At 59.5% G+C, this 13,923-nt stretch carries 13 protein-coding genes; 3 read left to right on the top strand and 10 right to left on the bottom strand.

The features are described from left to right. Positions 1 to 134 precede the first annotated feature (134 nt). Positions 135 to 1,715, top strand: coding sequence for a hypothetical protein (locus tag DBP26_RS26255; RefSeq protein ID WP_108240527.1), 1,581 nt, complete (start codon positions 135 to 137; stop codon positions 1,713 to 1,715). Positions 1,716 to 1,759: 44 nt separating this feature from the next. Here the strand turns inward: DBP26_RS26255 and DBP26_RS26250 are convergent, their stop codons facing one another. From DBP26_RS26250 to DBP26_RS26210, 9 genes are all read right to left on the bottom strand, one after another. After that, positions 1,760 to 2,671, bottom strand: coding sequence for a glycosyltransferase (locus tag DBP26_RS26250; RefSeq protein ID WP_108240528.1), 912 nt, complete (start codon positions 2,669 to 2,671; stop codon positions 1,760 to 1,762). Between the two features lie 36 nt (positions 2,672 to 2,707). Further along, positions 2,708 to 3,598 (bottom strand): glucose-1-phosphate thymidylyltransferase RfbA, encoded by an 891-nt coding sequence (gene rfbA, locus DBP26_RS26245; protein WP_108240529.1) that lies wholly within the window; start codon positions 3,596 to 3,598, stop codon positions 2,708 to 2,710. Further along, the gene (gene rfbD, locus DBP26_RS26240; RefSeq protein WP_108240530.1) at positions 3,595 to 4,500 is read right to left on the bottom strand and encodes a dTDP-4-dehydrorhamnose reductase; all 906 of its coding nucleotides are present in this window, start codon (positions 4,498 to 4,500) and stop codon (positions 3,595 to 3,597) included. Before rfbD ends, rfbA begins: the two co-directional genes overlap by 4 nt. Continuing rightward, positions 4,497 to 5,573 (bottom strand): dTDP-glucose 4,6-dehydratase, encoded by a 1,077-nt coding sequence (gene rfbB / locus DBP26_RS26235; RefSeq protein ID WP_108240531.1) that lies wholly within the window; start codon positions 5,571 to 5,573, stop codon positions 4,497 to 4,499. The genes rfbD and rfbB overlap by 4 nt, the downstream gene beginning before the upstream one ends. 232 nt (positions 5,574 to 5,805) lie before the next feature. Continuing rightward, positions 5,806 to 7,146 (bottom strand): DEAD/DEAH box helicase, encoded by a 1,341-nt coding sequence (locus tag DBP26_RS26230; protein WP_108240532.1) that lies wholly within the window; start codon positions 7,144 to 7,146, stop codon positions 5,806 to 5,808. 47 nt (positions 7,147 to 7,193) lie between these two features. Beyond that, positions 7,194 to 8,093, bottom strand: a complete 900-nt coding sequence (gene yedA / locus DBP26_RS26225; protein WP_108240533.1) for a drug/metabolite exporter YedA — start codon at positions 8,091 to 8,093, stop codon at positions 7,194 to 7,196. Positions 8,094 to 8,218: 125 nt separating this feature from the next. Continuing rightward, positions 8,219 to 8,833, bottom strand: a complete 615-nt coding sequence (locus DBP26_RS26220; RefSeq protein ID WP_108240534.1) for a 3'-5' exonuclease — start codon at positions 8,831 to 8,833, stop codon at positions 8,219 to 8,221. Positions 8,834 to 8,916: 83 nt separating this feature from the next. Further along, positions 8,917 to 9,396 (bottom strand): NYN domain-containing protein, encoded by a 480-nt coding sequence (locus tag DBP26_RS26215; protein ID WP_108240535.1) that lies wholly within the window; start codon positions 9,394 to 9,396, stop codon positions 8,917 to 8,919. 209 nt (positions 9,397 to 9,605) lie between these two features. Next, on the bottom strand, positions 9,606 to 10,388 hold the full coding sequence (locus tag DBP26_RS26210; RefSeq protein WP_108240536.1) for a DUF2076 domain-containing protein: 783 nt from the start codon (positions 10,386 to 10,388) through the stop codon (positions 9,606 to 9,608). Between the two features lie 190 nt (positions 10,389 to 10,578). On the opposite strand from DBP26_RS26210, the gene DBP26_RS26205 reads away from it, so the two are divergent. Then, on the top strand, positions 10,579 to 11,241 hold the full coding sequence (locus tag DBP26_RS26205; protein ID WP_108240537.1) for a YciC family protein: 663 nt from the start codon (positions 10,579 to 10,581) through the stop codon (positions 11,239 to 11,241). A 9-nt stretch (positions 11,242 to 11,250) separates the two neighbouring features. Then, complete coding sequence (locus DBP26_RS26200; RefSeq protein WP_108240538.1) at positions 11,251 to 12,342, top strand: endonuclease/exonuclease/phosphatase family protein; 1,092 nt, start codon at positions 11,251 to 11,253, stop codon at positions 12,340 to 12,342. A gap of 46 nt (positions 12,343 to 12,388) precedes the next feature. Here DBP26_RS26200 and hrpB read toward each other — a convergent pair. Next, positions 12,389 to 13,923, bottom strand: a 1,535-nt coding sequence (hrpB, locus tag DBP26_RS26195) for an ATP-dependent helicase HrpB (protein ID WP_108240539.1), incomplete at its 5' end; no start/stop codon positions are given.

Below are 13,923 nucleotides of genomic sequence, written 5' to 3'. Positions count from 1 at the left end.
TGAGCATTCAACGACAGGCAGCTCTGCCTCAAGTAATAGTTCAGATCCACATCCCATGTATAACGAACAGCCGACCTGGGACCGTCGTGAGGTAGTTGCGAATTTCACAGCACTTCTTTACTTGGAACATCGCCATGAATTTTGCTGTAGTCGACCGCTCGAAACCTAGCTTGATGCTTTTGGCGATCTCGTTATTTTCCGTAGTTGTCAATTTCCTGTGGCAAGGCCATACAGGCTTCAATTTATGGGATGAGGGGTATTTGTGGTACGGCGCGAAGGAGATAGCCGCAGGCGCCGTTCCGATCAGAGACTTTATGGCATACGATCCCGGTCGCTATTACTGGGCTGCCTCGTACTTCTGGCTTTCAGGAGATACAGGGATATCTGCATTGAGGGTATCCGTTGCCCTCTTTCAGGTGCTGGGGATGTATGCGGGTCTGTGGACAATCTCATTAGCGCTACGCGGACGTAGCTTCACGAGCACGCTCATTTATTTGAGTCTCGCCGCCATTACGCTAATGACATGGATGTACCCGCGCCACAAAATATTCGACATCTCGATTTCGATGATTATCATTGCGGCCATTGCCCACCTCGTACTCAGCCCAACTAGCATTCGATATTTTCTGCTCGGAGTCATTGTTGGTTTGGCAGCGGTATTCGGCCGCAATCACGGTGTGTACGGCGCGTTGGCGAGTGCATTCGCACTTGGATGGCTCTCAATCGCGCGAAAACCCGATAATTTCCGCAAAGCCATACTGCTTTGGGGCACCGGTGTGTTTGTTGGTTTTCTACCAGTAATCCTGATGTGCGCAATAATTCCTGGATATTTGAAGTCTTTTCTCGACACGATCGTGTTCATGCTGGATCAGGGGAATACCAATCTGCCGTTGCCTGTTCCGTGGCCATGGACCGTAGGGTTTGGCACTGCCGGAGTTGAAGTAGAAACGAGATGGTTGCTCATCGGGCTGTGCTTCATGGCATTGATCGGATTTGGAGTCGGATCACTGGTCTGGATTTTCAGAGCGGGGTCACAACGGAAGGCGGTGCCACCCGAGTGGGTAGCAGTAGCCTGCGCCGCTCTTCCTTATTCACACTACGCATTTGCCCGCGCTGATCTCGGCCACCTCGCACAGGCAATTTACCCGCTACTCGTAGGTGTACTGATCGCGCTTGCTGCATCGGAAAAGATATGGATACGGGTTTCTTTAGCCGCCTTAACAGCCATGGTCAGTGTATTCATACTGGCAGGTTGGCAGCCTGGAATACTGGCGAGAACCCAGGCTGGCTGGAAAACGATCAACGTTTCCGGAACGGCGCTACTGGTCGATCCCAGCACATCGGAAGCGGTGGAATTGTTGAGAGATTTGACGCACCGCTACTCGCCGGATGGACGACCTGTGCTTGTTCTTCCCTTCTGGCCTGGCGCATATCCGCTTCTGAATCGAAAAGCGCCGCTGTGGGAGATTTATGCGTTGTCTCCGCGCAGCGAAGAATTTCAACGCAACGAAATCGAAGAAATCAAGAAAGCCAATCCTGGCTTTGCGCTTGTTTTTGATATGGCAATGGATGGGCGAGAAGAGCTTCGGTACTCCAACTCTCATCGTCTAATCGATGAATATATCCGTGCGAATTTCGAGCGGATTCAGGACTCCCCGAACGCCGCTTATTTGATCTACAAGGCAAAAGCGGCTAATCCTTTGCCGGGACAGTGAGTGGTTTTGTATCCCTGGGGCTGGCTACTGGCCCCTGGAGCGCCTCACTTAATCACGCGATGAGACTTATCGCTTGTAAGGTGGGAAATCAGATACATCAGAGGGAACACAACCTGGTCGCGCCGTTTTCTTCGACACTGGTGTGCATTAAGAATTAGCCCGAATATTTCACGGATTTCAGTAGGCATCCGACCAATCGTCAACAGGGCCGTTAGGTGAATCTGCCTGAGCCACCACCCCCCGCTTACGCGACGGAGCCGAGCCAGCGCAGAAGACCAGCCGTTGTTCACTCCGACCAAATTATAAGCATGCTGCCGATAATCCATTCCCGGCACCGGATCAATGAACCACCTGTATCCGTGACTACGCGCAAACGCGTAACAGAACCAGTCGTGCAGGGCAATTTCCTGTACCTCAGCCCAGTGATTGAGGATCAGTTGCTTGAAGTCGGTGGCAAGCCGATTTTTCAACACATAGGTGCACCCTGGCCCCGCCGCTTCGAAGAGATAATCCCACTCCACCTGAGGCTGGGCCTTGTCGACAAGCAACCGACGGCCATTCGGCCAGAAGGCGATGACGTTACTGGAATAACCGTCGACGTCACCGACTTGGAGCCTTGCCACGGCTCGCTCAAGCTTGTCGGGGTACCAAACATCATCCTGGTCGGAAAATGAAACGAAGTCGTACCCACTGAAATCGACATCGTGGATAAGACGAAAGAAATTGCGCGCCGCGCCTTTGAACGGGCCCACCGGGGGCAACAGCACAATATTGTGATGCAGTTGAGCGTACTCGGAACACCAGACCTCAGTGCCATCGCTGGACGGGTCAACACTGATGTAAACCCACACACTGACGTTGGTTTGCGCGAGAATTGAGGCCAGTTGCTCCTCTATCCAGGCCATACCGTTATAGGCCGCCAACAACACCGCAACCTTGGGAATATCGGAAGACATGTTGTCGGCGATCCTGGTTAACGAGTCATGGCCGGATTAGACGCTGCCGTGCTCCAGCAGCTTCTGCAGGTACTGCCCGTAGCCGGTTTTCTTCAGCTTTTCAGCCTGAGAGGCCACTTGCTCGGCGGTGATCCAACCATTGGTGTAGCCAATTTCTTCCAGACACGCGACCTTCCAGCCTTGGCGCTGTTCGATGGTGTGGACGAAGTGGCTCGCCTCAAGAAGAGATTCGTGAGTACCGGTATCCAGCCAAGCGAAGCCGCGCCCCAGCATCTGGACGGTCAGGTTCTTCTGCTCGAGATAAGCTCGGTTGACGTCGGTAATTTCCAACTCGCCACGCTCGGATGGCTTGATGTTCTTGGCGATCTGCACCACCTGATTATCGTAGAAATACAAACCCGTAACGGCGTAGCTTGATTTCGGCTGCGCAGGCTTCTCTTCGATACTCAAAGCGCGGCCATTGGCGTCGAACTCCACCACACCGAAACGCTCTGGATCGTTGACGTGGTAGCCGAACACGGTCGCCCCTTCAGTTTGCTCAGAGGCGGCGCGCAGGTTATCGGAGAAGTGCTGACCGTAGAAAATGTTGTCGCCCAGGATCAGACAGCATGGGTCATTGCCGATGAACTCTTCACCGATGATGAACGCTTGTGCCAGGCCGTCCGGGCTTGGCTGTTCGGCGTAGCTCAACTTGATGCCGTACTGACTGCCATCACCCAGTAGCTTGCGGAAGCATGGCAGGTCGTCAGGAGTAGAAATGATCAGGATTTCCCGCATACCCGCCAGCATCAGCACCGATAGGGGGTAAAAGATCATGGGTTTGTCGTAGATTGGCAACATTTGCTTGGAGACGCCCAGGGTCAGCGGGTGCAGACGCGTCCCCGAACCGCCAGCCAGAATGATCCCTTTACGATTGGTCGTGTTCATTTGTTCAAAGCTTCCATAAGCATGCGGGTTACACCACTTTGCCAATCCGGCAAGTGCAATGAAAAAGCGTCGCGGAGCTTGTCCGTCGCAAGGCGAGAGTTCAACGGACGGCTGGCGGGCGTAGGGTATTGCGTTGTCGCGATGGGATTGATCGTTTGCACTGCCAACGGTTCACCGTTCGCCCGTGCAAATTCAATCACGTAGCTCGCGTAGGCGTGCCAGGACGTCTCGCCCGCAGGCGCCAGATGGTAAATGCCGCACAAGGCGGGGTTATCCAAGGTTTGCTGCAAGGCCGCTGTCGCAACATCGGCCAGAAGGTCTGCACCCGTAGGTGCTCCGATCTGGTCGGCAATCACATTAAGCGATTCCCGGTCCTTGGCCAGCCGCAGCATGGTCTTGGCGAAATTGTTGCCGCGCGCTGCATACACCCAACTGGTACGGAAGATCAGATGCTTGCAACCCGATGCCACGATCAGTTGCTCACCTTCCAGTTTGGTCGCGCCATAGTAGTTCACGGGGGCAACGGCATCGGTTTCACGCCAGGGCGCAGTGCCTGTGCCATCAAACACGTAGTCGGTGGAGTAATGAACGAGAAGCGCATCCAGCGTCTTGGCTTCTTCGGCCATGACTCCGCTCGCCAGAGCATTCACCGTATGCGCCAATTCGCGCTCGGTTTCAGCCTTGTCGACGGCCGTGTAGGCCGCCGCGTTGACGATGACATGTGGCGCAACGGCACGAATCGTGGCCCGTAGGGCGTCAAGATCCGATAGGTCGCCAGACAGCGTTCCGTAGGGCGTGGTGGCGGGATGACGATCCAGCGCGACGACCTCACCCAACACGCTGAGCGCGCGTTGCATTTCCCAGCCGACTTGGCCGTTCTTGCCGAGCAGAAGAAGCTTCATGCCTTGTCGGCACGCGCGGCGTAGTTCTTGTCGATCCATTGCTGATAGCTGCCGCTTTTCACGTGCGCCACCCACTCAGGATTATCGAGGTACCACTGCACGGTCTTGCGGATACCCGATTCGAAGGTTTCTTCTGGGGTCCAGCCCAACTCCCGCTGGATCTTGCTGGCGTCGATCGCATAACGCAGGTCATGGCCGGGGCGATCCTGCACGTAGGTCAACAGATCGACGTGAGGACGGAAAGCCGATTCTGGACGCAGTTCATCGAGCAAGGCACAAACAGTGCGCACCACTTCGATGTTCTGCTTCTCGTTGTGGCCGCCGATGTTGTAGGTCTCCCCTACCTCACCCTCGGTCACGACTTTGTAGAGCGCGCGCGCGTGGTCTTCTACGAACAGCCAGTCGCGGATCTGGTCGCCCTTGCCGTAAATCGGCAGAGGCTTGCCTTCCAGCGCGTTGAGGATCACCAGCGGGATCAGCTTCTCAGGGAAGTGGAATGGCCCGTAGTTGTTCGAGCAGTTGGTGACCAGCGTCGGCAGGCCGTAGGTACGAGCCCAGGCACGAACAAGGTGGTCGGAGCTGGCTTTACTGGCCGAATACGGCGAGCTTGGCTGATAGGGCGTCGTTTCGGTGAAAAGATCTTCCGGACCTTCCAAGTCGCCATACACCTCATCGGTGGAGATGTGATGGAAACGGAACGCCGACTTGCGCGCCTCGTCGAGTGCCGACCAGTAACCGCGAGCGGCTTCCAGCAACGCATAGGTGCCGATGATGTTGGTCTGTATGAATTCGGATGGGCCGCTGATAGAGCGGTCAACATGGGACTCGGCAGCCAGGTGCATCACCGCATCAGGTTGATGCTCGCGAAACACGCGATCCAGTTCCTCGCGGTTGCAGATGTCCACATGTTCGAAAACATAGCGTTTATCCTGGTCGACGCTCTGCAGAGACTCTAAGTTGCCCGCATAGGTCAACTTGTCCACATTGACGACAGAGTCGGTGGTGTTCGAAATGATGTGACGCACGACCGCTGAGCCAATGAAGCCAGCGCCGCCTGTGACTAGGATTTTCACGCGAGTTTCTTACCTTGAGTTGCTGACAGCCGGGAAGGGCGGCCGTCTGATCCATGGAAACGAGTACCGAATGCAGTGGCTTCGGCGTCTAGACTCATCCGACTGAAGCGCCCGTAACGAGTTCGAACGTGCAGCGATAAAAACGCCCGCTAGTTTAGCGCCAATTGCCATCATTAATAAGGTACATGTTTATCGATTCATCCATGTCATCCTCTTCCTCAGCCGGATGGCATCATGGCTTACGCTTCCTAGGCCCCGTATTAAACGCAGGCACCTTCCTCACCGGCTTGACCGCAGGCGCTTCGGCCGCGACGTCTCCGCTGTCGACCCATTTGCCCAGATTGCGCTTACCTGCCCCGCCGCCGCTGACTTTTGGCTTCTTCGGTTTTTTCGGCTTCTTCAGAATCTGGCCGCTGGCATCCGTGACCGGCACGCGGTGTTCCGGAATGAAGTCCGGCTCTTCCTTGCGCTGGAGTGTCTGGCGGGTCAGGACTTCGATGGCGCTCAGCAGCTCGACTTCGTCGGCGCAGACCAGTGAGATGGCTTCGCCGGTCTGCCCGGCGCGGCCGGTGCGGCCGATGCGGTGGACGTAGTCTTCGGCGACGATGGGCAGGTCGAGGTTGACCACGGTTGGCAGGTCGTCGATGTCCAGGCCGCGTGCGGCGACGTCAGTGGCCACGAGAATTTGCACCTCACCGGCCTTGAAGCGGTCTAGCGCGCGCTGGCGGGTGGCCTGTGGCTTATCGCCGTGGATGCCGTCAGCGTTGATGCTCAGGCCTTGCAGGCGCTCCACGAGTTGATCGACACCGACTCGGGTTTTGGCGAACACCAAGACTTGGCCCCACCGCTGCTTTTTGAGCAGGTGAATGAACAGCTCGGTTTTGCGCTTCTTGTCGACGGTCACCACCCATTGCTTGACCGAAGAGGCCGCCACGTTGCGAGGGCTGACTTCGATGCTCAGCGGGTTGGTCAGCATCTGGCTGGCCAGCGCGCGGATCGGGTCGGAAAAGGTGGCGGAAAATAGCAGCGTCTGGCGGCGTTTGGGCAAGGCCGCGTAGATCCCCCGCAATTCTTCGGAAAAGCCCAGGTCGAGCATGCGGTCGGCTTCGTCGAGTACCAGGGTCTGCACTTGGGAGAACTTGACGGCGTTCTGGCGGTTCAGGTCGAGCAGGCGTCCGGGTGTTGCCACCAGCACGTCGACACCGCGACGCAGTTTCATCATTTGTGGGTTGATGCTCACGCCGCCGTACACCGCGTAGGTGGTCAACGGCAGGTGCTCGGCATATTGGCGAATGGCTTCGTGGACTTGTTCGGCCAGCTCGCGGGTCGGGACCAGAATCAGCGCTCGCACCGAATTAGGGGCGACTTTGGGGCCTTCCATGGTGAGGCGTTGCAGCAGCGGCAACGCGAAACCTGCGGTTTTACCGGTGCCGGTCTGGGCCGCGGCCATCAGGTCGCGGCCTTCCAGCACGGGAGGAATGGCCTTGGCCTGAACGGGGGTGGGCGTCTGGTAGCCAAGCGTCTCAAGGGCGCGCAGCAGGGGTTCGATCAGGCCGAGTGTGGCGAATGTCATGGTTGTACCGTTGAAAGAGGGTCAGGCGTATCAAGAAGACGCGCAGTTTACCCTGCTTGCACCGGATTCTGCTTGCGCCACTGCGGCAAGCCGATCAGCACCACGGCGCTGATGATGACCGCCATGGCCGCCATTTCGGCAGCGCCGATGCGCTCGCCCGCGAACACCACGCCCAACAGCACCGCCACGGCCGGGTTGACGTAGGCATAACTGGTTGCCGCGGCGGGCCTGACGTTTTTCAGCAGGTACATGTATGCACTGAACGCGACGATGGACCCGAACACCACCAGATAGGCCATCACCAGCCAGCCGGAGAGGCCCGGCGACTGGGTCATCCGCTCGCCACTGAGGTAACTGCCGACCAGCATCATGGCGCCCGCGGTCAGCATTTCGCAGCCACTGGCCATGGCCCCGGGGGGCAAGGGCAAGTAACGGCTCCACACCGAGCCAAACGACCATGCCGCTGCCGCCGAGACCACCAACACCGCGCCGAGCGGGCTGGATTGAAGGTTGGAGCCGAGGTTGAGCAGGCAGATGCCGATCAAGCCCAGCACGATGCCGGCCCACTCCAGCCGCGTGTTGCGGTGGCCCCAGATCAGCCCGAACAACAAGGTGAACAATGGCACGACCGCCACGGCCAACGCCGCCACCCCGGAGGCCACGCCGTTGTGCTCGGCCAGGGTCACACCCCCATTGCCGCACGCCAGCAGCAGGCCGCCGACCATCGCCGACGCCTTCCACTGCTTCCAGGTCGGCATCGGCGCGCCGCGCAGGCGCATGAAAGTGAACAGAATGGCCCCGGCAATGGTGAAACGCAGCCCCGCCATCAACAGCGGAGGCCAGGTTTCGATACCGATGCGGATGGCGAGATACGTCGAGCCCCAGATCACATAAAGCGCGAAAAAGGCTCCGATAAGCACCAAGGGAAAGCGGCGGGATGCAGGCATGAAAGACTCGACCACAAACGATGATTTTTATGGAGAGCCAGTGTAGAGAGGTTGCTGCGGGAGGGTCAGTTACAACTGGGCGCGATTCGACCGATACACTTTTGCGCGGCGCGACGATCAGTTCTTCAGCACCCGCGATGTTTAGTGATGGCCTCGGCGATTTTTTTCGCTGGCACCTTTTGCAGCGTGCACAACAGTTGGTGCGACACCCCTGCGACGCCGTGGGTCTCGCGCAGCGCCCGGCTCAAATGGGCCGTCAGGTTTGCCGCCATTTCCGCATCGGCCAGTGCCCGGTGAGCCTTGCCGGTGGCAGGCAGGCCCGCCCAAGAGGTCAATGTCCCAAGCTTGTGATTTGGCGCGCTGGGCATTAGACGCCGAGCCAGCAGCATCGAGCAGGCAAAGCTTTGCTCGCGGGTGCGTTTGATGCGGGAGAATTCGTAGTCCCAGAATTTCTGGTCAAAGGCGGCGTTGTGAGCGACCAGCGGGGTCGAGCCCACGAACTCCGCCACTTCGTTCATGACACGCTCCGCTGGCGGCGCCGTACGCAGCATGGCGTTACTGATACCGGTCAGCGACTCGATGAATGCGGGGATCCGCACGCCCGCGTTCATCAGGCTCTGATAACGCTCGACGATGACGCCTTGCTCCATGATGACCACGGCAATTTCCGTAGCACGGCAACTGCTGCTGGGGGAAATGCCGGTGGTTTCGAAGTCGATGACGGCGATTCGTTCTTGCATGAGTCGTTAAAACCTTGAATTGATCTGTTTCGCAGCGAACCCACCCGTGAGCGGGGATGCAGTAGCACGGGATGACCGAGCGGTCAGCTCTTGAGCAGCAACCTGCCTTCGATGGGGATGTAACGGCTGGCCGCGCGGATCAGCGAATTGGCGGTCAGCCCCGGCACGCCATAGGCCACTGCCTCGACGCCATGCTTGGTGATGATGCGCTCGAGCAGCAGGTCGAAATCCCCGTCGCCGGAGGCCAGCACCACCTCATCCACATTCGGCGCAACGTCCATGATGTCGATGGTGATCCCCACGTCCCAGTCGCCTTTGGCCGAGCCGTCGCTGCGCTGAATGTACGGCTTGAGCTTGACCGTGAAACCCAGGTTGCGAAGGATCTGCTGAAACTGCTGTTGTTTGCTGTCGCCCCGATCGATGGCATAAGCGTAGGCTTCGACGATCTGCCCGCGCTTGCTGATGTCCGCCCACAGTGCGGCATAGTTGAAATGGCAACCATGGGCCTGACGCACGGTGTAATACAAGTTCTGTACGTCGGCGAACACCGCAATTCTTCTCACCCGAACTCCTCGATGCGCTGACAAGCGGCAAGGGTCCGAACGTCGGACCGGCGTTCAGTATGCCAGTTTGGAGAAGGGATTGAAGGGCGAACTCGCGCGATGGAAGGCCGGAAAGATGACAATCCGCCATTAGGTGGAAGGAGCGCTTGCCGACGGCGAAACAAGGCTCGCCGCCGGCAGGCCGGCGTTTGACTGCTCAGGGGTGAGGGTCAGACGTAGCTGTCGTCGTCATCACCGCCAAAGAATCCGCCGTCGTCGCTGCCGTAATCGGTGTCAGCGAAGCCGCCCGTATCATTGCCCCAGTTATCGTTGCTGGTGACGCGCTGTTGGTCGTCGCCCCAGCCCCCGTTGTCGAGCGCGTTGTCGCTGGCCGGTTGCGCCGGCTGCTGCTCGATGATCTCGACGATTTCCTGTGGCTGGCTGTTGTGATGAAACAGGCTGCTGATGCCCTCGGCCAGCATCACACCACCGGCCACACCGGCTGCGGTTTTCAGCGCGCCGCCCAAAAAGCCGCTGCCGAACGGCGCGGCAGGCGCCTGCTGTTGCGGCTGGCCGTAGTTGCCTTGGGGTGGTGGGCTGTAAGGGGGTGGGCTTGCCGGACCATCGCGCCAGCCATTGCCGCTGGGCGGAGGGCTGGAGGGCCGGGAAAACGACGAAGCGGGCTGCTGCGGCTGCGACTCACGAGAGCCGCTACCGAAGATGCTCGACAAAAAGCCACCGCTTTGCTGCGGGGCCTGCGCCTTGGCGCGTTGCAGCTCGGCCTGCAGTTGCTGGATCTGCTCGTCGCGCTGACGGTTCTGGGCCTCCATTTGCTTGAGCGCGACTTCCTGCACGAGGATGGCCTGAGCCATGTAATACGGCGCTGCAGGCTGCCGAGTCAGGTGCTCCTTGATCAGCGCCTCGGCCTGGGCGTCACGGGGGGCCGAATCGGTCTCTGCTCGTTTGAGTTTGTCAAACAAGCCATCGATCAGGGTTTGCTCTTCGGTGTTCATGGCGACCTCGTTAGATTGCCGTAGGAATTCTGCGACTGACGCACATGTCAGACACAAACAGTAATGGGGCGTTTCAAGGGCCTTTCAACAGCATGTAGAAAAATTTAAGAACGGCCGCCCTTGCCCGCCGGTTGGCCCGCTCAGAAGCACTAAGTTACAGTGTTCGCTTGCCTTGGCCTGTGATCCTTTCATGAACCCGCTGACCATTATTCAAGACTCGCTTTATTTCTTCCGACGCAACATCGCGAGCATCCTCACCCTGTGCCTGCCGCTGGTGATCCTTGAGGCCCTGAGTAAACAGCTGTTGAGCAGCGCCATCGGGCCGAATGCTTCCGCCAACTGGCAACTGCTGACCGGCCTGCTGTTTTACCCGCTTTACACCGGCGCGCTGATCCTGTTCCTCGATGCCAAGACACGGGGCGACACCCCCGGCACGCGCGACCTGCTGGCCGCGACGCTGCGGCTGTGGCCGACCTTCGCGGTGCTTACCGCTTTGAGCACACTGCTGATCATGGCCGGGTTTTCGCTGCTCATCGTTCCCGGCATCTGGGTGATGATCAAGCTGGTGTTCTCCGAATACCTCTTAGTGCTGCGCGGGCTGGGTCCGCTGGACGCCATGCGCGAAAGTTTCATGATGACCCGCGGCCACCTGGTACGGATTCTCGCGTGCGTGCTGTTCGTCTACATCCCGCTTTCCGTACTCGAAGGCTTGAGCCTCTATGTGCTGCCTGACCAGCAAAGCCCGATGCTCTCGCTGACGGTCGACAGCATTTCGAGCTTCCTGCAACTGTTCATCAGTGTAGTGATGTTTCGTCTGTTCATGCTGATCGACGAATCCGCCCGAACAGCCTGAGGAGCGCCGATGCGAGCTTTATTGCGGTGGGGTCTCGCCCTGGTCCTGTTGATTGCCCTGATGGCAGCGCTGATCTACGACATGACGTGGCACCCCGCCAGGCAGGAGCCGTCCACCGTAACCTGCAACGCCAAAGACGCCCCGCCACCGCTGCTCGTGCCGGGTCAGGCGCTGAAGGTCATGACGTGGAACATTCAGCATCTGGCGGGCAAACGCTACGTGTTCTGGTACGACATGGCCGATGGCAGCGGACCGGACGAGCGACCTACACCCGAAGACATCGCTTATAACCTCGACGAGGTCGCGCGAGTGATTCGCGACGAGCAGCCGGATGTCGTGTTGCTTCAGGACATAGACGACGGTGCCAAAAACACGGACTACAGCAACCAACTGGCGTTGCTGCGGGATCGGATCACCGATCTCTACCCTTGCAGCACCGAAGCGTTCTACTGGAAGGCGGACTTCTTTCCCGACCTTCACATCTACGGCAGCGTCGGCACCAAACTCGCCACCCTCAGCCGCTACCGCATCGACAAGGCCGAGCGGGTGCAGCTCCCAACCTCAGGTGGCCATTTCATCAGCCGCCAATTCGCACCCAAGCAGGCACTGCTGATCAGCGAACTGCCGCTCAGCAGCGGCGGACGGCTGGCGGTGGTCAACACGCAACTGGGGGACAGCCGATCGGAGCACGACACCCTACGGCGTCAGGTGTCGGCCATCGCCGAACGCCTGGACGCCTTTGAGAAAGCCGGTATCCCGTGGGTCGGCGGCGGTGACTTCAATCTGCTGCCTCTTGGGCAATACGCCCAGTTACCCGCCGAACAGCGCGAGCGCTACAGCCCTGACAGCGAACTGCGCGTACTCACGGGCAAATTTCCCGTGATCCCCAGCATGGAAGAGGCCACTGGCGCAGAACGTCGCCGGTGGCTCACCCGCTTCCCCAATGATCCGAGGGTCAGCGGCCCCGACCGTACGCAGGATTACCTGTTTTACAGCCCAGCGCTGAAGCGAATCGATGCCCGCGTGCGGCAGGTCGACACCTTACTGATTTCCGATCATTTGCCGGTGATCGGTCGCTTTTTACTTCATGCGAATGAATGATGCTCACCGCACGGGTGCGTGATCGGCAACACACCCTGCGCGAGCGCTACTTCCTCGGTTTAGCCCGCGCCGTGGGCTCGGCAATCAGGGGATCATCGGGCCAATAGTGCTTGGGGTATCGCCCTTTCAAATCCTTTTTGACGTCGGCATAGGTGCTGCGCCAGAAGTTGGCCAGGTCCTGCGTGACCTGCACCGGGCGCCGCGCAGGCGACAGCAGGTGCAGCTTGACGATCTGCCGGCCGCCCGCGATGCGCGGGGTATCGGACAGCCCGAACAACTCCTGCAGGCGAACCGCCAGGATCGGCGGGTATTCGCTGTAATCCAGTCGTACGGATGAACCCGACGGCACGCTGAGATGGTGGGGCGCCTGTTCGTCCAGCCGCTGCGGCAGCGGCCACGGCAGCAGGCTGTGCAGGATCGATGAAAGATCCAGTTGGCTGAAATGGCTCAGCCGCGTGACCTTGCCCAGACACGGCAACAACCAGTGCTCGAGCGTGGTCAACAGGGCCTCGTTGCTGACATCCGGCCATTCGCTGCTGTCGTGCGTTTCCAGATCGAGGCGGCGCAACAGGTCCACCCTTGCCTGCCACTGGCGCAGTTCCGGCGTCCAGGGCAGCAATTCGAGCCCCTTGCGCCGCACCAGCGCGAGCAACGCGTGCCCGCGGGTCGCCTCGTCCAGGCCGGTCAAGGGCTCCCGGCCGATGATCAACTCACCGACCTTGCGCTGGCGCTCGGCCCGGAATATGCCTTCGCGCTCGTCCCATTCCAGGTGGTCGACGTGACTCACCTGCTCAGCCAGCACCGAATCGAACAGCGCGGGATCGAACTCAGCCGCCAGGTAGATCCGTTCCTCACGCTGGCCCTGGCGACTGCCGAGTTCAGCGATCACCAGCCAGGGCTCCTTCATCAATGCGTCCGGCTCTGCGAACAGGGCTGCGCGGCCGTTGCTCAGCCGGTATTCCGCGCCTCCCGCTTTGCGTTGTTGCGCGACACGATCGGGGTACGCCAAGGCCAGCAACGCACCGACCCAGCGTGGATGATCGGGGTCAGCAACCGGCCGTTTCACAGCGTCCTTGAGATAGCTGCGGTACTGCCGAGCGAGCTGCTTGGCACGCTGCACCCCGCCTTGGGCGCTTCGCCCTGCCCGCTCCGTCCCTGCCAGCAGTGTCAGACGGCTGTGAAGGTCGGCCCCCGCCCCCCGCAGGATGTCACGCTCGCCGAGCAATGCCGCGACATCGCAGGCGAGCCTGCCAAGGCCCAGATCCTGTCCACGCAGCAACAAGTGAGCAATGCGTGGGTGCGCCGGGACTTCGGCCATGGCCTGCCCGTGGAGGGTCAATTTCCAGCTTTCGCCAGGGCTGCGACTCAAGGCGCCCAGGCGCGCGAGCAAGTCCTGCGCCTGTGCATAGGCAGCAGACGGGGGCAGGTCGAGCCAGGTCAACTGGGTGGGCTCGACGCCCCAACGCGCCAACTGCAACGCGAGCCCTGCAAGATCTGCCTGAAGAATCTCCGCAGTGCCATAACCGGCCAACTGTTCGTGTTGCGCTTCCGACCACAGCCGATAGCAAACACCCGGCTCCA

Source organism: Pseudomonas sp. RIT409 (assembly GCF_003052515.2).
In the GTDB taxonomy this organism is placed as follows: Bacteria; Pseudomonadota; Gammaproteobacteria; order Pseudomonadales; family Pseudomonadaceae; genus Aquipseudomonas.
The sequence above is the reverse complement of the archived record's forward strand: the minus strand, read 5'-3'. Positions and strand labels throughout refer to the sequence as shown.